Source organism: Anthropogastromicrobium sp. (genome assembly GCF_037349415.1).
GTDB classification, from domain to species: Bacteria; Bacillota; Clostridia; order Lachnospirales; family Lachnospiraceae; genus Anthropogastromicrobium; species Anthropogastromicrobium aceti.
The window spans coordinates 37,262-62,296 of record NZ_JAXWCK010000028.1 but is presented as its reverse complement, the minus strand read 5'-3'; the positions used below and the strand labels follow the sequence as shown (position 1 = coordinate 62,296).

At 41.5% G+C, this 25,035-nt stretch carries 22 protein-coding genes; 7 read left to right on the top strand and 15 right to left on the bottom strand.

The features are described from left to right. Nucleotides 1-2: 2 nt before the first annotated feature. Nucleotides 3-3,557, bottom strand: coding sequence for a DUF5717 family protein (locus WJP93_RS05940; protein ID WP_337547308.1), 3,555 nt, complete (start codon nt 3,555-3,557; stop codon nt 3-5). A 219-nt stretch (nt 3,558-3,776) separates the two neighbouring features. Between WJP93_RS05940 and WJP93_RS05935 the strand changes: the two genes are divergently transcribed. The 4 genes from WJP93_RS05935 (at nt 3,777) to WJP93_RS05920 (ending at nt 5,225) form a co-directional block, all read left to right on the top strand. Beyond that, nucleotides 3,777-4,046, top strand: a complete 270-nt coding sequence (locus WJP93_RS05935) for a spore coat associated protein CotJA (protein ID WP_262538456.1) — start codon at nt 3,777-3,779, stop codon at nt 4,044-4,046. Continuing rightward, complete coding sequence (locus WJP93_RS05930) at nt 4,039-4,278, top strand: spore coat protein CotJB (protein WP_337547307.1); 240 nt, start codon at nt 4,039-4,041, stop codon at nt 4,276-4,278. Before WJP93_RS05935 ends, WJP93_RS05930 begins: the two co-directional genes overlap by 8 nt. Next, a complete protein-coding gene (locus WJP93_RS05925; protein ID WP_066557737.1) occupies nt 4,278-4,883 on the top strand; it encodes a manganese catalase family protein in 606 nt (201 codons plus the stop codon). The genes WJP93_RS05930 and WJP93_RS05925 overlap by 1 nt, the downstream gene beginning before the upstream one ends. 111 nt (nt 4,884-4,994) lie before the next feature. After that, nucleotides 4,995-5,225 carry a hypothetical protein gene (locus tag WJP93_RS05920; protein ID WP_227101817.1) on the top strand — a complete coding sequence of 77 codons (231 nt, stop codon included), beginning with the start codon at nt 4,995-4,997 and terminating at the stop codon, nt 5,223-5,225. Nucleotides 5,226-5,334: 109 nt separating this feature from the next. On the opposite strand, the gene WJP93_RS05915 is transcribed toward WJP93_RS05920, so the two are convergent. The 6 genes from WJP93_RS05915 to WJP93_RS05890 all read right to left on the bottom strand — a co-directional run bounded on the left by WJP93_RS05915 (nt 5,335) and on the right by WJP93_RS05890 (nt 10,134). After that, entirely contained in the window at nt 5,335-5,877 is a 543-nt protein-coding gene (locus tag WJP93_RS05915; RefSeq protein ID WP_337547306.1) for a nitroreductase family protein, read from the bottom strand. A gap of 53 nt (nt 5,878-5,930) precedes the next feature. Next, nucleotides 5,931-6,764 carry an energy-coupling factor transporter transmembrane component T gene (locus WJP93_RS05910; RefSeq protein ID WP_308731295.1) on the bottom strand — a complete coding sequence of 278 codons (834 nt, stop codon included), beginning with the start codon at nt 6,762-6,764 and terminating at the stop codon, nt 5,931-5,933. Next, nucleotides 6,754-8,478, bottom strand: a complete 1,725-nt coding sequence (locus tag WJP93_RS05905) for an ABC transporter ATP-binding protein (protein ID WP_337547305.1) — start codon at nt 8,476-8,478, stop codon at nt 6,754-6,756. Before WJP93_RS05905 ends, WJP93_RS05910 begins: the two co-directional genes overlap by 11 nt. Before the next feature lie 86 nt (nt 8,479-8,564). Then, nucleotides 8,565-9,113: an ECF-type riboflavin transporter substrate-binding protein gene (locus tag WJP93_RS05900; protein ID WP_118614871.1), complete on the bottom strand. Its 549-nt coding sequence runs from the start codon at nt 9,111-9,113 to the stop codon at nt 8,565-8,567. Nucleotides 9,114-9,210: 97 nt separating this feature from the next. Continuing rightward, complete coding sequence (deoC, locus tag WJP93_RS05895) at nt 9,211-9,861, bottom strand: deoxyribose-phosphate aldolase (protein WP_337547304.1); 651 nt, start codon at nt 9,859-9,861, stop codon at nt 9,211-9,213. Between the two features lie 78 nt (nt 9,862-9,939). After that, entirely contained in the window at nt 9,940-10,134 is a 195-nt protein-coding gene (locus WJP93_RS05890; RefSeq protein WP_337547303.1) for a small, acid-soluble spore protein, alpha/beta type, read from the bottom strand. Nucleotides 10,135-10,243: 109 nt separating this feature from the next. Here WJP93_RS05890 and WJP93_RS05885 point away from each other — a divergent pair, with 109 nt between their 5' ends. Both WJP93_RS05885 and WJP93_RS05880 read left to right on the top strand, forming a co-directional pair. Beyond that, on the top strand, nt 10,244-11,014 hold the full coding sequence (locus WJP93_RS05885; RefSeq protein WP_337547302.1) for a type III pantothenate kinase: 771 nt from the start codon (nt 10,244-10,246) through the stop codon (nt 11,012-11,014). Nucleotides 11,015-11,115: 101 nt separating this feature from the next. Next, complete coding sequence (locus WJP93_RS05880) at nt 11,116-12,129, top strand: M20/M25/M40 family metallo-hydrolase (protein WP_337547301.1); 1,014 nt, start codon at nt 11,116-11,118, stop codon at nt 12,127-12,129. 236 nt (nt 12,130-12,365) lie between these two features. Here the strand turns inward: WJP93_RS05880 and WJP93_RS05875 are convergent, their stop codons facing one another. The 3 genes from WJP93_RS05875 to WJP93_RS05865 form a co-directional block, all read right to left on the bottom strand. After that, nucleotides 12,366-14,024 (bottom strand): extracellular solute-binding protein, encoded by a 1,659-nt coding sequence (locus WJP93_RS05875; RefSeq protein WP_337547300.1) that lies wholly within the window; start codon nt 14,022-14,024, stop codon nt 12,366-12,368. Between the two features lie 161 nt (nt 14,025-14,185). Further along, complete coding sequence (locus WJP93_RS05870) at nt 14,186-15,103, bottom strand: carbohydrate ABC transporter permease (protein ID WP_082868500.1); 918 nt, start codon at nt 15,101-15,103, stop codon at nt 14,186-14,188. 15 nt (nt 15,104-15,118) lie between these two features. After that, entirely contained in the window at nt 15,119-16,066 is a 948-nt protein-coding gene (locus WJP93_RS05865) for an ABC transporter permease subunit (RefSeq protein WP_066558456.1), read from the bottom strand. 251 nt (nt 16,067-16,317) lie between these two features. On the opposite strand from WJP93_RS05865, the gene WJP93_RS05860 reads away from it, so the two are divergent. After that, the gene (locus tag WJP93_RS05860) at nt 16,318-17,259 is read left to right on the top strand and encodes a helix-turn-helix domain-containing protein (RefSeq protein WP_337547299.1); all 942 of its coding nucleotides are present in this window, start codon (nt 16,318-16,320) and stop codon (nt 17,257-17,259) included. A gap of 58 nt (nt 17,260-17,317) precedes the next feature. Here the strand turns inward: WJP93_RS05860 and WJP93_RS05855 are convergent, their stop codons facing one another. The 5 genes from WJP93_RS05855 to WJP93_RS05835 form a co-directional block, all read right to left on the bottom strand. Continuing rightward, nucleotides 17,318-19,624 (bottom strand): alpha amylase C-terminal domain-containing protein, encoded by a 2,307-nt coding sequence (locus WJP93_RS05855; RefSeq protein ID WP_337547298.1) that lies wholly within the window; start codon nt 19,622-19,624, stop codon nt 17,318-17,320. 122 nt (nt 19,625-19,746) lie between these two features. Further along, nucleotides 19,747-21,753: a fructose-1,6-bisphosphatase gene (locus WJP93_RS05850; RefSeq protein WP_337547297.1), complete on the bottom strand. Its 2,007-nt coding sequence runs from the start codon at nt 21,751-21,753 to the stop codon at nt 19,747-19,749. 230 nt (nt 21,754-21,983) lie between these two features. Continuing rightward, nucleotides 21,984-23,471, bottom strand: coding sequence for a hypothetical protein (locus WJP93_RS05845; RefSeq protein ID WP_337547296.1), 1,488 nt, complete (start codon nt 23,469-23,471; stop codon nt 21,984-21,986). A 183-nt stretch (nt 23,472-23,654) separates the two neighbouring features. After that, nucleotides 23,655-24,080: a cytidine deaminase gene (locus tag WJP93_RS05840; protein WP_066558467.1), complete on the bottom strand. Its 426-nt coding sequence runs from the start codon at nt 24,078-24,080 to the stop codon at nt 23,655-23,657. 13 nt (nt 24,081-24,093) lie between these two features. Next, nucleotides 24,094-25,035, bottom strand: a complete 942-nt coding sequence (locus WJP93_RS05835) for an ABC transporter permease (protein ID WP_308732008.1) — start codon at nt 25,033-25,035, stop codon at nt 24,094-24,096.

Sequence of the window (25,035 nt, the reverse complement as noted above, 5' to 3'; positions counted from 1 at the left end):
TTTTATAATAACACATACAGTTCCTTGGCTGCCTCACGGTTTCGAATCGCTTTGGCGCATTCTGCCTTCCACTGGTCGTAATTTTCCTTTCGTTCAAGTTCAATCAGCTTCTGAATCTCGCCGTAAATGCTGCCCTCTCTGCAATAGCACGAGGATGGATCAAGAAGTACTTCCTTAACCTCTTTTTCCTCATCGCCATCACCACAGCGCACACTTATCTGCACCATCTCATCTGGGAAGAGGAACACACCAGCTGTATAGATACCCGGATAAATTTCCTGCATCTCATATGTAACCTTCTTTCCCCTTGGAATCAGCTCACCGCGCAGCCATACATGACAATCTGGTATACCATTCCACTGCACAATAATGCGTCCTTCCATCTGATGCGGCAGCTCAATTATATCTTTAAGACCATGGAAGCATTTCATATAAATACCCTTTGCACAATAGGCATATAATAACTGCTCACATAAGTGTCTGCTTTTTTCTGACAGCTCTTTTTGTCTGCTGTACTGCTGCAGAATAGCAAGTGAAAAAACTTCTGGAAGATCCTGCTGCTCTATTAAAAGCTGCTCTAATGTATCCTGCATTTCCTGTGAAAGCACACTTTCCTTCATCAAGCTTTCGTGGCAACGTACCACAAGCACTGCGCGGTCAAGCTTTCCAGATACACAATGTGACTTCTTGCTAATCTCATAAGCTTCCTCTAAATGATCAATTTTGCCTGTAAAAAGCATCTGTGTCACTACACGCGCTGCCAGATCTTTACTGTCTGCCTTTGCATCATATGCTGCGCATAAAAGATTATACATATCCTGTGTTGGTCCAACATAATGCATACAAAGATAACGAAGAAGTGTCTCATGAACCTGCTCTGCCTGAAGAAGACGCACACAAAGCGTTATAAGAGTTTCGCTGTACTCGTATAATGTCTCTGTAATACGGCGCACTGTCATCTTTAATAAGAGATCTGGACTAATGCCATCACTTCCATATGCGCTGACATATTCAAATGCTTCCTTGCTGTAGCCGCGAAGTATACATAGCTCAATCAGATAAACGCGTGTCTTTTTCGTCAGCTCACCAGGATTAAGTGATACCAGCCATGCGTCAAGCTCTCTTGTCTGTTCCTCATGGAAATAGCAATACTCAACCATACGCTCTGTCAGCACATGCTTAAAGGAACGTGTAACCTCTGCTTTTTCAAGAAGCTGCTTTGCAAGCTGCAGATTTTCCTGATTTGCAAAAGGCTTTGTATAAAAATCATCAGACTCCTTAATCATAAGCATAAGCTGCTCTGGAACTTTTTGTCTGCAAACAGCAGCTAGTTCCTCACGATACATAAGAAGTACCGTTTTCATATCTGGATCAGCATATCTGTTTCCATATGCATCCTCAAAAAGAATCGCTGCATCATTAGCATAAACAGGAATGCAAACCTCGCCACCGTTTATGCGCACACTCTGCTCTGGGCGAAGCTGCGCATAATGTACAACAACCTTTTTTGCGTAAGGAAGTGTTGTTGTAATCTGTTTTGAAAATAAAAGTGTTGTAAGCACATGACCTAGATTTTCATCAATAAGGCTTGGACTAAGCCAGTTGTCATAAAGCGGTACAAGCTTCGCATTGATGCGTCCATCTAAGAGCTGGCGAATCGCAAACTCATCCATCTGCGGCTCATATGCCCGATACATATCAGATTCCTTTGGAAAATGCTCCAAAATATATGTATACAGATTCAATCTTGTATGATTATCCAAATCATTCTTAAATGAATAATATAAAAGAATGCTATTTGGAAGTTCGCGATCTAAAATCTGATCACATATTGAAGTCATAAACGCATCATTAAGTCCTGTCAGATTGATCTCCTGTGCAATGCCTAGCTCAAACCAATAAGCATATGCAGGTGAAGTTTTTCCCATGCGAATCAGTGCTGAACAAATCAATGTCAGTACCTGCTTGTCTTTACAGCTGCGATACATTCGCTTCATTACATGATATAAAAGCTGCGCATTTTCAATACCTGCAAGAGGAAGTGCTAAATACTGCTTTGCAAGTGCCGCAGTCAGACATGAATAGCGAATCATATATGATAAAAGCTGAATCCAAAATTCTCCTGTACGTCTGATTTCATCTGGATTTTCCCTGCAGATTTTTGCTGCATACGCATAGATAATAGGCTTTGCACCGTAAATGCGATACAAACGTTCACACTGTCTTAGCTTTTCAGCATCACTTAAATCACGCTCTGTCATAAGCCATACAAGAGAAGCGACAAGACTGTCTGTCTGCTTTTGCAATTCAAGTGCAGCTGACGCTGCCTCCTTTTTATCATGCTCCTTCTTTGTAAGCTCCCACTGTAAATAAAGCGTCATAAGATATTCTTCCTGCTGACGTTTTGTGCTGATGCGTGTCAAATTTGAACTATACCAGGCAAGAAGCTTCTTTGCTTCATCTATACGTTCCTGCTTAGCAAGCAGCCATACACGGTACATGAAAAGACCTGAACTAGCCGGATATTTCTTCATATTTTCTTCCAGACACTGATCCATTTGTGAAAAAATCTCTGTTTCTTCGTGGCTCTCATTTAAATATGCAAGAAGAAGATGATACAGATAACGTACAACTGCCTTTGGCGGTCTGCCATCTGAACGCAGTGCATTCTTTGTGTTTTTTCCTTTATAATCGCGATTGACCTGAATACAAACTTCTAGTGTCTGCATTGGTGTTTCGATCTGCACATGCGCTGTATTACGCCCATTATGCATCTTTGCTACATCTGCAAATACTGTCAGTACACCTTGCTGATTTGAAAAATCGCGCGATGTAATCTTTTTTTGAGGAAAAATAAGCCATGGCACATCTGTCTTGATTTGTGCCGCAAACCATCCCCATGTACTTGCTGTTACCACAAGCTCAATGCCATCCTGCGGCAGCTCCTCCTCGGTAAATGACAGCGTCTTGGCCTGTACTGTAAGCTGCACCGGCTTCTTTAACTCCATAGCAACAGCAAAGGCTTCCAATGCCTGATGCTCAGAACTTCCTTCAAGAAGTCCTTCGTAGAGAGCCGTGCGCTGCACCTGATCCTTCATAAAATCAAGCTCTTTAAATTTGTCTGATACAAATAGGTGACGTGCCTGTGACGGATTTTCCAGATAAAAAGCACCAAATTCTGTAAGTGTATGCGGCATTGCCTTTTGGTCTGACGCTTCACCTACACTATAATGGTACTCAATCTTTTGCTCACCTGCATTGCCAACCACAACGACTGCACCAGTAATCTCATCGCCTGATTTTAAATCAATTGTGTTAATCTCAAACAAGACAGCTGCACTCTGACCAGCCGCCTGCTTTGTTTCTATTTTTACTCTTTCATTTGTTGAGTAGAAAAAGCCTTTAAAGGGTACTCTGTTTCGTACCCGGATCACAAGTTCTTTATTCTGCACAGTACCGGCTTCCACTCTTCCCTCCAGATATGCCGGTGAAAAATCCAGCTCTGGCTTTTTTACCAGCACCTCTCCGGCTGCCAACTGTTCGATCCGCTCCTTCAACCTTTTCTCCTCCTTCTCGTTTTCTTGTTTTTTCTGCCAGTATTTCTTCTAGCTTTAATTCTTAATTGTTCTGATAAGTGCAAATCCCTATTTTGCACATATGTTGTATTATTCTATCGCAAATGCGAGTAACAATCAAGCATTTCTATTGATTTTTTTGTCACGCAGTCTTTTTTTGTCATATCTTATATCAAGTACAAAGCACGCAAAGGAGTCTCTATGGACTACAATGGAAATAGAACCTGCATCCAACGCGGGAATTATCATAGAATGGCAGCAAACTGCTCTTGCGAAAATCGCACTTCTCCTGTTGAAGTAAACATTCCAAGCCGCCCTGTCGGAATCTCTTATGTGACGGTACAGACCTTTGGCGATATTTATCCGCCGCAAAAGGCTCTGAACGTTGGAACAGTCTTTGCCGCCCTCGATTATCCCTTCACATCCACCTGCTGCTTTTCTAAGCGCATGAAAGGAGGCGCGTATGAATAACCGTAATGTCTATATGCATGGTTTTGTCTGCGATGATGCTGCTCTCTTTTTGGATACTCATCCTGACTGTCCTCATGCACGTCGTCTATATCAGGAAAACGCCGCACAATATAATCAGGCACGAAAACAGTATGCTGCTGCTGGCAAACCGCTTTTTCGTACTGATGCCGTATCTGACCTCGGTTGGAGCTGGACTGATGAACCATGGCCATGGGAAGGAGGTAACTGCTAATGTGGGTTTATGAAAAGCGTCTTCAATATCCTGTTAATATCACACAGACAAATGCCAAGCTTGCCCAGGTAATTATCTCTCAGTTTGGCGGACCTGACGGAGAACTCGCTGCCTCCCAGCGCTATCTTTCACAGCGCTATACAATGCCAGACGGTATGACAAAGGGACTGTTAAATGATATTGGAACAGAGGAACTTGCCCATATCGAAATCGTCTGCGCGATTATCTATCAGCTGACAAAAAATCTTTCTGTAGAAGAAATTAAGGCTTCTGGTTTTGATAAATATTATGTTGATCATACGCTCGGCATCTGGCCTCAGGCTGCTGGCGGTATCCCATTTAATGCCTGCGTTTTTCAGGTCAAGGGTGACCCCATCACTGATCTGACGGAAGACCTCGCTGCTGAACAAAAAGCACGCTCCACCTACGATAATATCCTGCGCTTAATAAGCGATCCAGAAATTTGTGATCCTATTCGTTTCCTGCGCCAACGCGAAATTGTCCACTTCCAGCGTTTCGGTGAAGCACTCGTCCATGTTCAGGAAGGCCTTCCGAAAAATGTTTATGCTTACAATCCGGCCTTTGATAATAAAAAACACTGCTAAGGGCATCCCTTGACGATGTTACTTGTCATATGATAAAATCCTTTCTGTAGCATCATGTATCATGCAGTAATGATAAAATATCTATACAAAAGTACAGAAAGGATTTTTGAAATGAACCCAGCTAAAATATTTCAGTTAAAGGCTTCCTGGGACCGCTTTGCAGCAGCTCACCCGAAGTTTCCGCTTTTTTTACGTGCTGTCTCTGACGGTAACGTCATGCAGGAAGGCACTATTGCCGAAATTACTATTACAACAGCCGACGGACGCAAATATGAAACAAATTTAAAGCTTACAGCAAATGACCTGCAGCTTTTTGATGATGTCCGTCAGATAGTAAAATAAAAAAATTCAACGGTCTGCTGTTTATTTGAGCAAAGGCCGTTGAATTTTTTATTTATCGAAATGTCACATCAAACTCCATTAGAAAAAGCAACAAATTAATTGAGATCATTTACACGAAGCGAAGCACGTCCTCTGCCGTCTTTCTTGTCGGTGCATCTGGTGTAAATTTTTCATATCCAGCAGCAAGTAACACGGCAACTTCCTCTGTCTGTGGAATGCCAAGCTTTTCCTGAATATACGCTGCGTCATAGATACCAAGCATAACCGTTCCAACTCCCTGTGCATGAGCAGCGAGTGCGAATGTTTGTGCTGCTACTCCAGCGTCAAACATCTGCCAACCTTCTTTTTTGTCGGTGCTGTAGGAGCCATCCTTTTCAAAACCGCAGATGCCCTTTACATACGATACCACAATCAATACTGGTGTCTGCTTAAGTGTCTTTGTATTAAAGGCAAAGTCGCAGCAGCCATTTTCTGCGATATCATCAATGATTTCTCGTTTGTCTACCACAGTATAGCGCGTGGTCTGAGAATTTTTCCATGATGGTGCCCAAATTGCAGCATCTACGATTTTTTGAATCGTCTCACGCTCTACTGGGCGATCTTCAAATCTTCTTACACTTCTTCTTGTTTTGATGCATTCGAATACTTCCATTTATTGTTCTCCTCTCTACTTAAACTCACATTAATGATTAGTGTTAAAATCAATTAACCCACAAATGGATTATAAAACCTTCCAAACCGGATTGTCACGAATAAGCTTATGGCAAGCAGCACCACGCCAATTGCAATTGCAATAAAATCTCTTCGTGCAAATGGTCTTTTTGTATACCATGTGCGCTTTTTATTTTTACCAAAGCCACGCAGCTCCATCGCATTGGAGATCGTGTCGATTCGGTTTAAGCTTGTTAATATAAGCGGCAATAAAATGTTTACCGAGTTTTTCAGTCTGGCAAAAAAGTGCTCGTTTTTGCCAAGCTCCACTCCTCTTGCCTGCTGCGCCTGACTTATGCTGTGATAATCTCTCTGAATATCAGGAATATAGCGAAGTGCAATTGCAACAGAATAGCCTACTTTATAGGAAATTCCGATGCTATTTAAGCTGGCAGCAAACTCACTTGGATTGGTTGCCGAGATAAAAAGGATTGCAACTGGCAGCGCCACAAAATATTTCAGTGAAATGTTCAGCATGTAAAATAACTGTTCTGCTGTCACATCATAGCGCCAGAATAAATGAAACAGTACATGTCTGGTGCCATAAAGAGTTGTTCCCTGATTCGGGTCAAATAAGAAAATAAATAAATTATTGAGTACCAAAAATACAAGCATGAAAATCATCATAAAGCGCACTTCACGGTACTTAATATGGCTTAGCCTAAATGCAACAAGACTTACAGCAAACAATCCGAGCAATACCCAGGTGTTGTATGTAATCATGCTGGCAAAGGTAAAGAGCAGGAAAAACGCCAGCTTGGTCGTTCCCGTCATTTTATGAATCACACTGTCGCGTTCTAGATAATTTAATACCGTTTTAGCGGCCATGGCTGCGAACCTCCCTGTCTTCATGAATAAATCTCTCTACAAAGCTTTCCGGCGGCGTGATTTCACAGCGATTTGCCAGCGTAAAAAGGCTCGTTTCCTTTAATGCGGCGCGCGCTACAAGTGATGGATCACACAGCACCTGTGATGCTCTGCAATCGGCAATCAGCTGTCCATCAGAAAATACAAGCGCTCTTGGTGTGTACTCTAACATCAGATGCATATCATGTGTAATCATGATAACAGTAACGCCTTTCTCATTTAATCCACGCAAAAATTCCATAATTTCCGTGTAATGTTTAAAATCCTGTCCTGCCGTTGGCTCATCTAGAATAATTAACTTAGGATCCTGCACTAGAACACTTGCAATGGTCACACGCTTTTTCTGTCCAAAACTAAGTGCCGAAATTGGCCAGTTACGAAACGGATATAAACCACAAACCTTTAAAGTATCTTCGACCTTCCTGCGAATTTCCTCCTCAGATTTTCCAGACTTTTGAAGCGCAAGCGCTACTTCATCGTAAATCATTGTTTTAGAAATCATCTGATTAGGATTTTGCATGACATATCCAATCTTTTTGGCACGGCTTCTGATATTTTCCTTCAAAAGATCTTGTCCTTCAAAAAATATTTCTCCCTGATTAGGATCCTCAAAACCGCATACTAGTTTTGAAAAGGTTGATTTTCCGGCACCATTTCGTCCCACAATGCTTACCATCTCGCCTTTTTTTACAGACAGACTGACATTTTTCAGCGTCTGCTGCCCCTTATTATAGCCAAAGCTTAAATTTTTCACTTCCAAAAGTGTCTCTTTTTCTGGTTCCTTGTATGATAATGCCTGCGCGAAAAACCAGTTTCTTAGCTTTTCTTTATCCTGCTCATCTAAAACAACATAATCCACATGAGCCGGTTTTTTTTCTTTTGTAATATCTATTCCTGCATAACGCATAGCAGTTATATAGAGTGGCTCGCGAATACCATTATCTCCAAGCAGATTTGTTGAAAGCAATTCATCTGGCGTCAGATCAGCAAGAATTGTACCTTCATTTACAAGCACAATACGATCCACATTTCTCCAAAGTACATCCTCTAGACGATGCTCAATGATTAAAACAGTTGTATCCGTCTTTTTCTGAATCTCATCAATCAGTTCAATTGCCTGCTTTCCTGCAGCTGGGTCGAGATTAGCAAGCGGCTCATCAAAAAGAAGAATCTTCACATCATCAACCATAACACCAGCAAGACTGACTCGCTGCTTTTGTCCACCTGATAACTCATGCGGTGCGTAATCTAAATGATTCTCAATTCCAACTAACTCTGCCGCATGCTTTGTAATTTCATGCATTTTGTCTTGAGGTGTACAGCTGTTCTCCAATGCAAACGCAATATCCTCGCCCACCGTCAGACCGATAAATTGTCCGTCCGGATCCTGCAGCACCGTTCCTACATGAGCTGACAATTCAAAAATGCTGCTGTGCATCGCATCTACGCCATCTACAATCAGCTTGCCTGTACTCTCACCAGGATTAGAAAATGGGTTTAACCCGTTGATGCAGCCTGCCAGCGTACTCTTTCCGCTGCCGGAAGGTCCTGCGATCAGTACCTTTTCTCCCGGATAAATATTCAGATTGATCCCTGTCAGTGTCGGCTTTTTCTGTGCCCGATATTGGAATGAAAAATCTTCAAATGAAATAACAGGGGACTTTTTCTTCGTCATGTAAATACCTCATAAAAACAATAAAAATCAAAGCCTTTTCACAAGCCGAAAATTTTTCAGCTAAATGAGAAGGCTTTGTCAAAGTTTTATTCTCTATCGAGAGAACCTTTCTTTGCAATGGTCTTTGTATATGCCACAATTAACAGTCCTCCAACAATCACTCCTGTGATACTATTGGAGATTGCAGCAAATACGCCCTGCGCAAATACCTTTTTTACAGGCTCTGCGTAAATTAAAATATCAAGTACTGGCGCTACGACTACCCAGCCAATCACATGTGCTGCCACATTAGCGATTGCGAAGATAGCTGTCTTTGTCTTATCAAATACACCTTCCTGTACATTGAGCTTCTTTGCAAACATACCAATCACAACACCTACAAATGCGGATGTGATTACCCAGCTCCACCATGGACTTCCACCCCATGATAAATCGATCAGTGCATGTCCGATAAATCCGATCAGACCGCCTGCTACTGGTCCGTACATTGCTGCTAACAATGCAAGTACTGCATACTGCAAGCTGATATTTGTGTTTGGAACCGGGCTTGGAATTGCCACAAAACGTCCCAGTACAAAAAACAGTGCTGCGCCAATTCCAACGGCAACAACGGTTTTAATGCTGTTGTTTTTCATAACCTCTCCTCCTCTGCATGATGCTAATAAGCGCATCATAATCCATTTTTTCAACATTGCTAGTATACGTCCTTACAGTAGTCTTTGTCAATCTTATTTACTGCTGTTTTTCAATCTTTACAAGACGGCTTGTTCCAAGTCTGTCAGCGCCAAGTTTTACAAACTCATCTGCATCTGCAAAGGATGAAATTCCGCCGGCTGCCTTAATCTGCACATTCTCACCTACATGTGAAGCAAAAAGTGCGATATCATCAAATGTTGCACCTGCCTTGGAAAATCCAGTAGAAGTCTTAATAAAATCTGCCTTTGCCGCAGTTACTACTTCGCACATACGAATCTTCTCTGTATTTGTCAAAAGACAAGTTTCAATGATAACCTTTAAAATCTTGTCACCGCATGCAGCCTTAATGCAGCGGATTTCCTCTTCAACAAGATCATATCTACCGTCCTTTACCCATCCAATATTGATTACCATATCAATCTCATCTGCACCATTTGCGATTGCATCTCTTGTCTCGAACTCCTTTACAGCCGTAGTGTTATAGCCATTTGGGAAACCGATTACAGTACAAATCTTCATTTTATCGCCTACATAACCCTTTGCCTGCTTTACATAAGACGGCGGAATACATACGGATGCTGTCTTAAAACGGATAGCATCGTCACAAATCTGACGAATTTCCTCCCATGTTGCTCCCTGTGCCAACAGTGTGTGGTCTACTTTATTTAACAGCTTTGCGTGATCCATTTTGAATCCTCCATTTCTTCATAATAATCTCTATACTTTTAGTATAATGGATTCCGCACTTTCTTTCAACCTGTTTCTTTACTTCTTCTTTGCTTTGTTTCTGGCAGCAAGAATTCCTCCGATTTTTCCCGATTCTTTTGATGTAAGATTTCCATATCCGCCTGAATAGATTTTGTCAATCACACCTATCTCCTCTGCAATTTCAAGCTTTTGCAGATCTTCTGCTGTCAGCTTATTCCAATCAGGCTTTGTTTTTCTTTTAATATTTTTCATGTAAGCAGCTCCTTTTTTCCTTTATTATACCCAAAATGATACTTGTTTTTCCTGTTTTATCATGATATTCTTTCTGCATAATGTTGTTCTCACAGAAAGGCAGATTGTTATGATTATTGCAGTTGATATTGGAAATACAAATATTGTAGTTGGAGGAATTGAAGCTGATCACGTTTTATTTACAGAACGCCTCTCTACACGTACCGATAAGACAGAGCTTGAATATGCCATTGATTTTAAGCTCATTTTTGAACTTCACTCTATTTCTCGCGCACAGGTAGATGGCAGCATTATCTCATCTGTTGTTCCACCTTTATCGAATATTGTAAAGACAGCGCTGACAAAATTAATTCCTAAAGAACCGCTGATCGTCGGACCTGGCGTAAAAACAGGTCTTTCTATTCGTATTGACAATCCAACCCAGCTTGGCAGCGATCTTGTGGTGACAGCCGTTGCCGCTATAGCTGCTTATCCAGTTCCTTCTATTATTATTGATATGGGAACTGCAACGACTTTTTCTGTTATAAATGATAAGCGCCAGTATATAGGCGGTGCAATTGCCCCTGGTGCCTCTGTCGCACTAAACTCGCTATCATCTCAGACATCTCAGCTTCCTTTTATCAGTTTAGAGGCGCCAAAGCACGTGATAGGCAGCAATACAATTGACTGCATGAAAAGCGGTTCCCTCTTTGGCAACGCTGCAATGATTGACGGCATGATTCGCCGCATCAAAAAAGAAATTGGCGAAAATGCTATTGTAGTAGCCACAGGTGGTATCGCACCAGCAATCCTTACGTACTGTGAGGAATCAATTTCATACGATCCTGACTTAATGCTTAAGGGGCTTGCACTAATTTATAAAAAAAATCAAACTCGGTAATCACGTATTGCATTCCATTTTTTAAGGTGATAAAATCTTCATAGGCTTGCACAAATATTTGTATCATTAATTATGCAGTCAAAAATAGGGAGGTATTTGCGATGCGAAATGAAGAACTTCTAATCCGCTTAACCCAAACTCAGGGCATCGCCGGATACGAAAAAAAGGTACGCGAATTGATTGAACAGGAGGTGCGTCCATACGCAGATGAACTGATTATTGATCCGCTCGGCAGTCTGATTGCCGTTAAAAAAGGCAAATGCGGACCACACTCTAAGAAAATCATGTTTGCTGCTCACATGGATGAAATTGGCTTCATGGTAAAGAAAATTGAGGATGATGGACGTCTTTTAGTATGCAATGTCGGTTGGAACTGGACTGCCTCTGCCTACAACACGAGAGTCGTTTTTAGAAATGGAATCTATGGTGTTGTCAGTAGCATGAAAAATATTGAGGAAGCACACAATGATCCTAATTCACTATTTATTGATATCGGTGCCAAATCCAAGGAGGATGCACTTAAATACGTCCATGTTGGTTCTGTATGCGGCTATTGCGGCGAATATCTTCCTCTTGCAAATGATCTTGTCTGCTCAAAGACATTTGATGATAGAGTTGGCTGCTTTCAGTTAATTGAAGCACTTCGTGAAAATGACGGAACTTATCCTAATGACATTTATTATGTATTTACCGTTCAGGAGGAGGTTGGCTGCCGCGGCTCTAAGACAACTGCTGCCTTTATTAAACCTGATATTGGCATCGCTGTTGACGTTACCCCGGCACATGATTATCCGTGTGATCTGACTGGAAGCAATGCAATCGGCGAAGGAATCGGTATCAAGGTCGCAGATCCATCTGTTCTGTGTGATGAGGATGTCATTGCTGCCATGGAGCAGTGCTGCCGTCATAAAGATATTCCATTCCAGTATGAAGTCATTGATAAAGGCGGCTGCGATGCCTCCAGTATGAATCTTTCAAACTTTGGCGTCCGCGCCGGCGGTATTTCTGTTGTCACTCGTTACGCTCACTGCAGCAGCAGCGTTATCTCAAAGGAAGATGCGGAGTCTGGCATTCGCCTTTGCACTGCATTTTCAAAATATGAATTTCAATTCTGATTTAAGGGGGAACAAGCGTTATGATGCATACCACTTCTTGGCCATATGCCAATGAAACAGGTATCACAGAAAAGCTTGTCCGCGTCCTGGTGCAATCAACCTGAATCATCCGCTTCGCAACCGCGCGAAGTTTGTGCCGATTATTTCATAAAAAATCACCCGCTGCCGATTATAAAATCAGCAACGGGTAATTTTTTTATTTCACTTTTAATTCATTTTTGAATAACTTTTCAGAATTATTCAGCGTCAGCTGCCTTCTGGTTCTCTGGAAGTCTTGTGCTGTTTCCTGCCTGGAATGCTTCAAGTCTCTCATCAACAACTTCCTGATATCCCTGATCTGCATACTGCTGTGCATAATCCTTATACATTGCATCAAATTCTTCTGGCTTACACATGGTCAGCGCATCTCTGAACTCCTTGTACAGCTCACCTAAGGTGTTCTGATACTCGGACTGTGCAGCGATTACTACTGAGAACTGGCAGTCACTTAAACCATACTGATCAGCGATTGCAAGACGATCATAGTAATACTTAATGATATCATCTGTGAAGTTCTGCGGCAGATCCTGCGGAGTATCAGCCTTGATATTCTCTTCAACAGTATCAAATGTTCTCTTTTCCTTTACGATACACCAGTAGTCCTTGCTGTTGTTGAAGCCCTGCTTGTACTCACCATTATAATCACTAACGGTAACTGGGTTGCCTTCTTCGTCTAAGTTGTAGTTCTCGCCCTCGATACCCCACTGGAAGGTGTACAGGTTTTCTGGCTGGCTTAACCACTCCATGTACATCCATGCAGCCTTTAACTCATCATCAGTTGCAGTGTTGGAGAATCCAACGATCATACCAAATGGGTTCTCTGCTCTCCATGCCGGAACTGTTACGATTCCGTCTTCACCAGACTCATCTACTTCAGCGCTGATTGGAGTGATTGCTAACTTTCCATCCGGATTCTGATCATAGAATGCATTCAGGAAATCTGTGCTTGCACTTACATATCCGCTGTAGCTGTAGCTCTTGCCATTTACGAAGTTTGCCTTTGCTGTCTCAGAGTCGATGATGTAATATTCTGGATCAGTGATACCAGAATTGTAATCCTCATTTGCTCTCTTTAACAGGTTGTAGTTTGGCTCCCATCCAAGTGCTGGAATGTTGTAATCGCCGTACATAGCCCACTCTTCCTCGTTGCAAGGATAAGTTCTGTATGCCTGATTCTGGTCAGATCCAACACCAGTCAGCATTGCACCGCCGCCTGGATGCTCACAAAGACCTGCCTCCATGATCTTGTTCATAGCATCAAGATACTCTGAACGCTTAGTCGGTACATGATCATATCCTACCTGCTCCAACCAGTCCATACGAACAAATGTCTGGAAAGAATAAACGGTATCATAATATGGTCTCTCGGCAAGTGCAAAGTATGTCTCACCGCCAAGTGTGCTATACATCAGACGTCCACCCTCTTCCATGGATGCATAATAGGTAGGAGCTACCTCTTTAAAATCATCCATGCTAAAGGTTGCCAGATAACCATCATCTGCCCACTGAGCTACCTTCGGATAATCATACTCCATCAGGATTGTCGGCAGGTTCTGATCTGCTGCAAGCAGTGCGTATGATGTCATAACATCACTTCTTGTAATCGGAACGTACTCAACCTTAATGTTGTACTGATCTCCAAAATTCTCCTGAATCCAGCCGGTCCAATAGTTATTGGAAACATCCGGAACACCTTCTGCACCTCTGTCATAAACTGGAACTCTCAGAGTCACGGTTTCTGCAAATGGCTCCCAATTTGTGGTAGAAGCTGCCTCGTCTGCCATAGCCGGAATGCATCCTGCTACCATAGCACCTGCCATTGATACGGCGAATACCTTGCGAAGATTCTTTTTCATAGTAAAATTCCTCCTTATATAAAGATCGTTATATATTTTGCCGCCGCCTTCAGCAGGCAACGACGTTATATCGTATCTTATTGCCCCTTGTTGTCAAATTCCTTTTATGTCATTTCTATAATTCACGTAACGATTTGTAATAAAATCTTTTTGAATCCCAATCAGCCCTTTACAGCTCCGATCATAACACCCTTTACAAAATATTTCTGTAAGAACGGATATACACAAATGATCGGAATAGTTACGAACATAATACATGCTGCCTGAAGTACTTCTGGTGTACTTGTAACAACAACCTCACCAGAAAGCTGTGCTGTCTGCGCCTCTGATGCAGAAGATACAAGCTGTGACAGCTTATACTGAACCATCTTTAAACCCTCAGAACGAATATAGTATTTATTATCTGCATAAGAGTTCCAACGTCCTACTGCATAGAACAGTGACAGAGTTGCCAAAATTGGCTTTGACAGTGGAAGTACAATTTTCCAGATGATCTGGAAGTTCGTTGCACCGTCAAGAAATGCTGCCTCCTCTAAGCTGTCCGGAATGTTGGACTGGAAGTAGGTTTTCATAATTAACATGTTGTATGGCGCATAAATTAATGGTAAGATCAATACCCACACAGTATCAAGCATATGTAAATCAGAATACAGCAGATATGTAGGAATCAAACCTGCACTAAAATACATAGGAAACATCAGGATAAAGGTAAAGAACGTTCTTCCCTTTAATCTCTTTCTTGACAGTGGATAAGCTGCACATGTACAAGCAATCATACCCATTAATGTAAACACTAATGTAACTATTACACTGTACAGGAAGGAACTAACCATCGAACCATCCTCAAAAATGGATGTATATGCATCCAGATTAAAGCCAATCGGCCAAAAGCTGACTCTTTTTGCCAAAACTGCTGTATTACTTGAAACAGACTTTGCCAGCAAGTGAATAAATGGAACTACACAAGTCGCACACAGGATCACAAGGATGACCACCATCACGACGTCGCTGACATGAAATTTAGTTATGGCTCTGCTACCGTCGGTAACAATGTCATTTTCTTTATTTTTCTTTGCCATGACAATTCACCCTCCTTATAATAATCCTTCCTCACCAAGCATCTTTGCAATGCGGTCAGATAACAAAACAAGTACAAGTCCTACCAGAGACTGGAACAAACCTACGGCAGTTGCCATACTAAACTTTGCACTTGCAAGACCTTTATCGTAAATATAGATAGCAAGCTGATAAGAGAAATCCTTAACCTGCGTATTTCCAAACTGATCCAGACGCTCGTAGTTACTTCCCATAACTTTACCAAGATTCATGATAAGCAATGTAACAACAGTTCCTCTGATACCAGGAAGCGTAATGTTCCACATACGCTGCCAACGGTTTGCACCATCGATCATAGCTGCTTCATAAAGCTCACCACTAATGCCAGTGATTGCTGCCAGATAAATAATGGTACCCCAGCCCATTCCCTGCCATACACCGATTAACAGGTAGGTTACTGCCCAGTGCCATTTTTCAGTCAAAAATGGAATACCATTCTGGATAATACCTGCATTCATTAAGAATACGTTTACCATACCAGTGGTTGGACGGAACATCTGATAAGCAACGCTTCCGACGATAACCCAAGAAAGGAAATGAGGCAGATAAAGAATAGTCTGCGTAACCTTCTTAAAACGCGGAAAGCGAAGTTCATTTAAAATCAATGCCAGAATGATTGGCATTGGAAAACCAACTGCCAGATCCAAAAGGTTAAATACGATAGAACTCTTTAACGCACGGATAAAATCCTTATCCTTAAATACCTTCTGGAACGTTGCCCAACCTACCCATTTACTGCCGGCATAACCCTTTGCAGGTTTATAGTCCATAAATACCATACGAATGCCGCCATATGATGCATAATTGAAGATCACAACTAAAGCAACCGGAATCATCAAAAGCAGATATAACTGCCAGTCCCGTTTCAAAGCATTTGCCCAGGTCGTTTTTGTCTTTACGCCCTTGCTAATTGTAGCTTTTGCCATAGTTTGTCTCCTCCTTTCTCTTTTTTATAGTGCAATATGTTGCCCTTGATTGTCTTCATTTTAGCACACTCTATCATTTTTTCTAATCAAACCTTTTCATATACTATGCAATTTCAACCCTTTTCATATATTTTGTGTATTCATAGCCGCCCTCTGCTTTTTAATTTGACAAAGATGACATGTTACTTTAGAATAGAAGTAACACTAACAGATGATTTTATATAAAATCATTATCATTAATGGAGTATACTATGGCTAAACAAAAAAATATTATTACTGAATTTCGTAATTACCCGCTTCGTGTTGAATTTCCTATTCTGCTGCTGACAGGAAACCAGTGGTGGATTTCTGATGTTCCAAGTGCCAATCTTCACTTTCATAACTGTCTTGAAATTGGTCTTTGTCACGAAGGAGAAGGTACACTAATTATCCAAAAAGAAAGCCGCCATTTTTCGGCTGGCGATATTACCATAATTGCACGAAACATTCCTCACACAACATATAGTGCACCTGGTACACAAAGTCTCTGGACATACCTGTTTGTCGATCCGCAGGAGCTTCTTGACCCATTGACTGGCGGATATGCTAAGCAAACATCAGAACTGCTTCGAAAAATAAATTCTGCTTTTTTAATTCCAGCAGGTCATAGCCCTTCTGTTTCATTTTATTTTAACCAAATATGCTACTCAATACAGGAAAAGCCTTCTAATCATCACTTAAAGGTTCGTTCTGATTTTCTTTCACTACTGATTGACGCCGTTAATTTTCTTCCTAAGCAGGAAGCTGCACCAGAAACGTTAGACAGTGCCTCTACGCTCTCAATCGTCCCGGCACTTGAGTATATCAAGCAAAATTATATGACAACCTTTTCGATGGATTATTTAGCAGAGCTATGCGGATTAAGTCCAACCCATTTTCGCCGAATTTTCAATCTGGCAATGGGACGCAGCCCACTCGAATATTTAAACACTGTACGTATCAATAAAGCGTGCTATCTGCTTCGCTCAACTGAAAACTCTATATTAAATATATCGGAAGATGTTGGTTTTCATTCAATTTCCAGCTTTAACCGTTATTTCAGCCGTATGATCGGCATGTCACCACGAGAATACCGCTGCTGTGACAGTCAGGATGAACGACTGCAAAAATCTAAGATCATGAAATTTAATGGCTGGATGGAAGCAGAACGCTAATGATATGAAAAAGAGGAACTGCAAAACAGTTCCTCTTTTTCATATCATTATATAATAATTATTTTTCAGGTGCCGCTGCCTCAACTGGCTTTTTTCTCGGACGGCCTCTCTTTGGTTTTTCTGCTGGTACCTCTGCTGCCTCTTTCTTTGGCGTCACTTCTGGTTCTTGTTCCTTAACCTTTCTTGGGCGACCTCTCTTTGGCTTCTCTGCCGGTACTTCTTCTGCAGCTTCCTTTTTTACTCTTCTTGATCTAGTTGGCTTTTCTGTTGTCTTTGCTGCCTCTGTGAGTTCTTCTGTCTTTGCTTTTCTCGGACGGCCTCTCTTTGGTTTTTCTACCGCATCCTTAGCTGCGGCAGTCTCTTTTTTTGATACTGCATCCTCGATTCTGCAAAATGCTGCTGCTGTACGGCTTGGCAGATAAGCAAAGAAGCCTGTTCTTCCATCTGGAAGTTCAACCGTATTATAGACAACGTCCTTCGCAATACGATCCTGTCCACCAAATCTGCTCTCATCTGATGTCAATACAGCATGATACTTTCCAGCCTTAGATACTGGAACAAAATAGCCCTCAAAAGAACGATTTGGATGGAAGTTAAATGCAAATACAACATTTCCCTTCTCATAAATCATCATATCATCCTGCTGATGTACCCACATATTGTATGGGTTCTCATCTTCTAAGATATGATGCTCTTTTGTGAAGGAAATCATTGCCTTATCAAAATCATTCAGCCAGCAGTACTTTAAGTTTGGATTGTCAACTAAGCTCCACTGACGTCTGCAATAATGATAGCTCCAGCCATTGCCCTCTCTCGGGAAATCAATCCACTCTGGATGACCAAATTCATTGCCCATGAAGTTTAAATAGCCCTCGCCGCCAAGTGTCATCGTAATAAAGCGAATCATCTTGTGCAGTGCCACACCTCTGTCAATGATGTAGTTCTGGGTATTCTTCTCCATAGACCAATACATTTCCTTATCACATAAACGGAACATAATTGTCTTATCACCAACAAGTGCCTGGTCATGAGACTCTGCATAAGCAATTACCTTCTCATGTGGTCTGTGGCTGGTAAGCTCATGCCAAAGCTTCCACATATCCCAATCTTCATCCTTGTATTCCTTTAAGAACTTGATCCACATATCTGGAATACCCATTGCAAGACGATAATCAAAACCAATACCGCCCTCTTCAATTGGAATACACATGCCTGGCATACCTGACATATCCTCTGCGATACTCATTGCATTCGGATTTACCTCATGAATAAGCTCATTTGCCAATGTAAGATAAGTAATTGCTTCAATATCTGTGTTCATGGAAAAATACTTGTCATAATTGTCAAAGCTTGTTCCAAGACCATGATCAAGATAAAGCATACTTGTAACACCATCAAAACGGAAACCATCAAAATGGAATTCCTTCATCCAGTACTTTAAATTTGAAAGCAGGAAATGAATAACTTCATTCTTTCCATAATTAAACAATCTGGTATCCCAAGCCTGATGATAGCCTCTTGCGCCACTGTGGAAGAACTGGTAATCTGTTCCATCGAACTCGTTGATTCCCTCACGTGTATTCTTTGCCGCATGAGAATGTACAACATCAAGCAGCACACGAATACCCATACTATGTGCCTTATTTACAAGATATTTCAGATCTTCTGGCATACCGCTTCGAGAAGCTGGTGCGAAAAAGCTGCCGATCTGATAACCAAAGGAACCGTAGTAAGGATGCTCCATAATAGCCATAATCTGAATAGTATTATATCCAAGATTTTGTATGCGCGGAAGTATCTTATCTGCAAATTCAAGATAAGAACCAACTTTTCTCTCCTCCTGAGCCATACCAACATGACACTCATAAATATACGGCGGAAGTTCACTGTGGAAATCCTGATCCGTCCATGCAAATGGTGTCTCTGGATCATAAACCTCTGCACTCCAAAGATAGGTTGTAGGATCCTGAACAACTCTGCGTGCATACAGTGGGATTCTCTCAAGCTCCTGACCATCATGCTCTACAATTGCTAAGACCTTACATCCATTCCACAGCGTATCCTTAGAAAGCTTTATCTCGAAAACGCCGTTTTCTAAACGCTCCATTGGATGTTTTCTGTGATTCCAGCCATTGAACTCACCTGCCAGATACATCTTAGAAGCGCCCGGTGCCCACTCACGGTAAACCCACCCTTCCGATGTTCTGTGTATACCAAAATATTCATGTCCATTGGCAAAATCCACAATTGATCCATTTGCGCCAATAAGTTCCTCCCTTTTTTTATGATAATCATTGACGCGCAGATCTAGGTCAGCCTCATAAAGCTTCAGCACATCATCGTATTCCATAATCTTGTACTTCATAACTTTCCTTACCTTTCCGGTTCCTACAAAACCTTTTCTGAAATTACGAATAGACAGATATATCATACACCTTTTTATGTTTTTCGTCAATATCTCTATGAATATTCGTGTTTGTTTTAACGTTATCGTACAATTTCCATAGTTTCCATATGAAGACTCGGAGTCGTTTTTGGATATGCAGCGATAGCCCGCTCTACAAAACTGCCATTTTCATATGCCTTTACAAGAAGGCTCAGTTCTTCAATTCTTTGAGAAAGCTTCTTGCCTGCATCCGTGTCTGATACAAGTATTCTTTTGTCCATTTTCTGTGTAATCTGAAGAGTTGGCATATCATCTGATTCTGGCTTAGACAACGGATGTGAAATATAATCATGATGCTGTGCCAGTGCAAGATAATGTGAATTAAAAATCAGCGTGTAGCCTGCAATACCAGTTTTGGCCTGATAAGCTTTTGACAATCCTCCATCAATTACATATAACTTTCCATCTGCCTTAACCGGATTTTCACCATCTTTTTGACGAACAGGAACATGACCATTTATAATATGACCATGTACAGGATCTACTCCAAATTCCTTTAAAATCTGTTCGCACACATGTGAATCTGCACTCAGACGATAATAGCTATTATATACCTCCTCATGCAGTGCTTTCTCTTTTGTAAAATATCGTTCAAATGCAGACATTCGGCTCTTACCAAATAAAGGTGACTGTGCACTGCACCACAAAAGCCACATCTTGTCAACATTCTTTTGCTTATCCCGGTGATCCTTAGGAAGAAAATAGGCTTCTCTCGCTGCCCGCTCAAGACGATCAAGCAGCGCCCTGCCAGCATATTTTTCTCCATCCACCTCGACTCTTTCAAAGCTTCCATCTTCATTCATCGGAATACAGCCATGAAACAACAGATTTCCATTCATACATAAATACATGCTTCCGCTGCTGTAAAGAAAACGCACATGACGCTGCAAAGCTTCGCTGTGTGCAAATGATGCAGCTAACACATCCATAAGCTGCGCTTCCTTTTGTGTAAGCTCAAGCGGATTTTGTGGATCAACCGTTGGAAAATTAGTATCAGTTAACGGGCACGTAATTCCATTATACTTATACAGTCCTTTCTCGTAATCAATATGTTCAAGCAAATTTCTGTCTTCCATATGATATTCTGGATGACGGTGCACCATCTGGCCAATGAGTTTTAGCTGAATAACAGCCATCGCTTTATGCATCTTAGCCGACAGACTCTTTGCCACCTTGTCATAGACATTTTCATCTAATACCTTTGGCAAAAAGCGCTCGCATAAATCATCGCGGTAAACCTCTGATGCAAAATCTGATAAAGGACGCAAATTGATTCCATAACCATCTTCAAGGCAGTCAAAATTGTTATAGCTAATTCCCATGCGCACAACATTTGCAATTAATACGCGGTTTCCGCATGCAGCACCCATCCATGAAATATCATGATTTCCCCACTGAATATCAACATCGCCATATTCAATTAATTCCTCCATGATCCTGTCTGGGCGTGGTCCTCTGTCAAAAATATCACCAATTACATGAATCCAATCCATTGTCAGACTGCGGATCAACTTGCAAAACTGGGGAATAAACGTATCTGCAAGCCCACTTGACACAACTGCCTCAATAATGCTGCTTCCATATTCTAAACGGCCCTCGTCCTGACCTGGATACAAAAGTTCTTCCATAAGGTAATCATACTCATGCGGAATTTTGCTTCTCACATGCACACGTGAATATTTAGCACTGACACTGCGGCACAGCTGCGTCAGATAAAAAATAGTATTCTTCATCCATTCATTTGTATCTCTGCCATACTCATGCATCAAACTAAGTACCTTAACCGGATCATAAATCAAATTGGCAAGCTGATTTTGCTGTGGATTAGTCAGTACATCCTGAAATTGAATACGAATCTTCTCACGAATTACTCCTGATGCACCGTTCATCAACTCTGAAAAGCCCTTATGCTCCCCATGTAGATCACTAAAAAAATATTCTGTTCCTTTTGGCAGGCTGCTCATTGCTGTCAAATTTGCGATTTCGCACAGCGCCGCCTGACGGTTTGGGTATTCTCTTGCCAAAAGCTGCAAATATCGTTCTTCCATTCTTAAATCCTCATATCTTCCTGTGCCTTTTATTTCAGGCACAAATGCCGGTGAAAATCTCGTGTCAAACAGAATAAAACAAGATATTCTGTACATACTGTCTTCATATCGTCTTTTGCCGTACCCGGGAACGAATCAAAAGGCGTTTATCCATAGATCATGGTAACAAAAAGAGCGGCTGCTCAAAAAGCAGCTGCCCCTTTTTGCATTCCGGCAGCATAGCTGCGGATTTATTTCTCTTCAGTCTCAAGACTAATATTATTTTCTGTCAGAATCTTCTCAAGCTCTGCTGTATCAAGACCTGCACCTTTCTTTGCAATATAAGCGGCCTTAATAAGATCAAATGCTCTTCTTTGTCCACTTCTTCCAAACTGAACAAGCGCTGGCAAATTGTTCTCAACATTGCTTACAAATGCCTTCTGAAGTCCCATGCGTGCCAGTGCCTGGAATGCAAGATAAATATTATCAAAGCTCTTATCCTGGCTCTTCTCAAGAAGCAGACTCAGTGCCAGACGGCCAATCTTCTCTCTGCTCTTTGCAGATCCATTTTCCTCAATAGTTTCAATATCAATTAAGCTGCTCACATCCTCATTTGGATAAAGATCGAGCGCCATCTGCAGCTGATACAGACGATCTAAGCGATCCTGTGGAATTGCATCCTCACCCTTTTCCTTCTTAATTGCTGCAAGCTCCTCTGCAATCGGAAGACCTTCAAGCAGGAAGTTTACAAAGTTTCTGCTAACCGGACCTGCAAATGTTGAGGATTCTACCTGCTTAAATTTGCTCTTTAACAGCTCCTGAATAGAAAGATCAAATTCATCATTATCCAGTTCCTTATAATCTGCATGAGTGATCAGCTCCTGCAATAAGAACAGGAAATGAACTGTATCAACTACCTCATCATCAACTGCCTTAAAGCTGTCAATAAATCCCTGAATATTTCCAAGACGAGCCTGTGCCTCTGTGCGAAGTACCATAACTGGCTGATAGTTTCTGTTTTCCTTCGGGAACTTATCTGCGAGCTCAACTAACTTTTCAAAATCTCTTGCATTATATGTTGCAAGCAGCTCCATATAATCTGTATCCGGTGCATCCTTCTCCTTTAAAAGCTCTAACAGTGCAAAACTCTGATCAGTCTTTTGTGCACGTAATGAGCGGAAGAAACGGCTGTTTAACTGGGATATGCTTAACTTATCCATATTCTGAGTATAATCAGTTACAAAATGCTCTGCAATAGTTACCTCAATTGCGCCAACACCCTTATCTAAGCTGTCAAGCAAAGCTCCAAGCAGACGATATTCATTGCGAAGCTTCAGATAGCGAATACGAAGCACATCACTAGAAAGCACCTCCTGACGATTCGGATGATCATTCTGGAACTGCTTTAAATCCTCATCCTTCTTTACAAAAAGCATCATGAAATAAACAATCTGCGGTTCCTCGCCAAACTTGTAGGAGCTAAGCGGGCGATACATAGGTGCTAATGGTGCATGCTTTTTGCCTGCATAATGCTCCTGAAAATGTTTAAAGAAGCCCTGACGATCCTCTACTCTGTACTGGCTGCTTTTTCCTGTAAACCATGAAAGCTCATTTTCAATTTCTTCTGCCTTTTTACGGAATTTATGACTTTCTAATGTCTTATTATAATCCTGAAGTATTACCTGTCTGTATGGATTTTTAAGCAGAACCTTTGCTGCCTGCATCTTTTCTTCTGCCATTTGTTACCTCTCTTTCGCTGCCATGCAGCTTTTTCTATGTGATTTCTGCACCTATCATAGCACAAAATTTCAAACAATTCAATTCAATTTTACCAATTTCATTGAATAAGTTATAAAAATCAATAAAAAATGCCAACCTAAAGTCTTTCCCCTAGGTCAGCATTTTTCAATTTTTTTTATTTGTCAAAGCTCAATGTTTAAATTCTTCGGTCCAAAACCAAGCGGAAGAATTTCTTTTAAGGTCATGATTTTATAATCTTTCGGTGAGGTTCCCAGAATAATTGGGAAGGTCTCATAATCACAAAATTCCATCATAACCTGACGGCATACACCACATGGTGCAGTCAGCACAAGATCGCCATTTTCTGGACCTGCTACAATTGCTATTGCCGCAAAAGAGCGTTCTCCCTCACTGACAGCTTTAAAGAATGCAGTACGCTCCGCACAATTGCTCGGCGTATAGCCTGCATTTTCAATATTGCAGCCACGATAAATTTTTCCATCAGCTGTAAGAAGCGCAGCGCCTACCTTAAAATGAGAATACGGCGTGTAGGCCATTTTTCTAGCCTCAATTGCTTCCTTAATTAAAACTTCTGCATCAATATTCATATACATATTCCTATTACTTAGATTTGATATATGGCTTTCCGTTTGCAGCCGGAACTCTTGCCTTTCCGACAAACAATACAAGTGCCAGAATTGTTACAATATACGGAATCATGGAAATTAAGTTCGGGGAAATAATATTGCTTGTTCCTGCCAGAACCTTTACACCGCTGCAAAGACCAAACAGCATACATGCAAGCATGGCGCCGTGAGGTGTAAATTTACCAAAAATAACAGCAGAAATTGCCATAAAGCCCTGACCTACGATAACGGCTGGCTTAAACTGGTTTGTAGTTGCCATAGTTATATAGGCACCGCCAAGACCTGAGAAAAAGCCCGATAAGATAACGGCAATATAGCGTGTCTTTGTTACGTTGATTCCAAGGGTATCACAAGCCTGTGGATGCTCACCTACTGCGCGAAGGCGAAGACCAAACTTTGTCTTGTAGAACAAGAACCAGACAATCGCCACACAGATAAAACAAATGTAGCCTGCCACATGGATATTTAATACATTATTCCAGAAGGAACCTGACGGAAATACACCGTCAAGAAGCTTCGGAAGACGGCTTGCGTCATCAGTAATTGCCGGTGTATCAGTACTGTCTGCGAATAATACACGACAGATAAAAATTGCAATACCAGGTGCCAAAAAGTTAATGGCAGTACCAGAAATTGTCTGATCTGCGTTGCAGGTGATGCAGGCAAATGCATGAATCACTGCAACAAGCGCACCGGCTACTCCAGCAAGTACAAAAGCTAGCCATGGTGAACCTGGAATAAAATAGCAAAGCGCTGCACCTGTAAATGCACCTACTGTCATCATTCCCTCAATACCGATGTTGACAACACCGCTTCGCTCTGAAATACAAGAACCAAGCGCCGCATACAGAAGCGGAGGCGTTGCGATCAGCATCGCGTTAATTAAAAGTCCGAAATCTTTTATAAATTCATTCAT

Coding starts and splice junctions, on each gene's coding strand:
- WJP93_RS05875 (WP_337547300.1), bottom strand. CDS start 14,024: ATGAAAAAGAATCTTCGCAAGGTATTCGCCGTATCAATGGCAGGTGCT.
- WJP93_RS05885 (WP_337547302.1), top strand. CDS start 10,244: ATGATTATTGCAGTTGATATTGGAAATACAAATATTGTAGTTGGAGGA.
- WJP93_RS05855 (WP_337547298.1), bottom strand. CDS start 19,624: ATGAAGTACAAGATTATGGAATACGATGATGTGCTGAAGCTTTATGAG.
- WJP93_RS05915 (WP_337547306.1), bottom strand. CDS start 5,877: ATGGAAGTATTCGAATGCATCAAAACAAGAAGAAGTGTAAGAAGATTT.
- WJP93_RS05935 (WP_262538456.1), top strand. CDS start 3,777: ATGGACTACAATGGAAATAGAACCTGCATCCAACGCGGGAATTATCAT.
- WJP93_RS05880 (WP_337547301.1), top strand. CDS start 11,116: ATGCGAAATGAAGAACTTCTAATCCGCTTAACCCAAACTCAGGGCATC.
- WJP93_RS05870 (WP_082868500.1), bottom strand. CDS start 15,103: ATGGCAAAGAAAAATAAAGAAAATGACATTGTTACCGACGGTAGCAGA.
- WJP93_RS05900 (WP_118614871.1), bottom strand. CDS start 9,113: ATGAAAAACAACAGCATTAAAACCGTTGTTGCCGTTGGAATTGGCGCA.
- WJP93_RS05840 (WP_066558467.1), bottom strand. CDS start 24,080: ATGAATATTGATGCAGAAGTTTTAATTAAGGAAGCAATTGAGGCTAGA.
- WJP93_RS05910 (WP_308731295.1), bottom strand. CDS start 6,764: ATGGCCGCTAAAACGGTATTAAATTATCTAGAACGCGACAGTGTGATT.
- WJP93_RS05890 (WP_337547303.1), bottom strand. CDS start 10,134: ATGAAAAATATTAAAAGAAAAACAAAGCCTGATTGGAATAAGCTGACA.
- WJP93_RS05845 (WP_337547296.1), bottom strand. CDS start 23,471: ATGGCAGAAGAAAAGATGCAGGCAGCAAAGGTTCTGCTTAAAAATCCA.
- WJP93_RS05865 (WP_066558456.1), bottom strand. CDS start 16,066: ATGGCAAAAGCTACAATTAGCAAGGGCGTAAAGACAAAAACGACCTGG.
- WJP93_RS05850 (WP_337547297.1), bottom strand. CDS start 21,753: ATGGAAGAACGATATTTGCAGCTTTTGGCAAGAGAATACCCAAACCGT.
- deoC (WP_337547304.1), bottom strand. CDS start 9,861: ATGGATCACGCAAAGCTGTTAAATAAAGTAGACCACACACTGTTGGCA.
- WJP93_RS05930 (WP_337547307.1), top strand. CDS start 4,039: ATGAATAACCGTAATGTCTATATGCATGGTTTTGTCTGCGATGATGCT.
- WJP93_RS05835 (WP_308732008.1), bottom strand. CDS start 25,035: ATGAATGAATTTATAAAAGATTTCGGACTTTTAATTAACGCGATGCTG.
- WJP93_RS05920 (WP_227101817.1), top strand. CDS start 4,995: ATGAACCCAGCTAAAATATTTCAGTTAAAGGCTTCCTGGGACCGCTTT.
- WJP93_RS05905 (WP_337547305.1), bottom strand. CDS start 8,478: ATGACGAAGAAAAAGTCCCCTGTTATTTCATTTGAAGATTTTTCATTC.
- WJP93_RS05925 (WP_066557737.1), top strand. CDS start 4,278: ATGTGGGTTTATGAAAAGCGTCTTCAATATCCTGTTAATATCACACAG.
- WJP93_RS05860 (WP_337547299.1), top strand. CDS start 16,318: ATGGCTAAACAAAAAAATATTATTACTGAATTTCGTAATTACCCGCTT.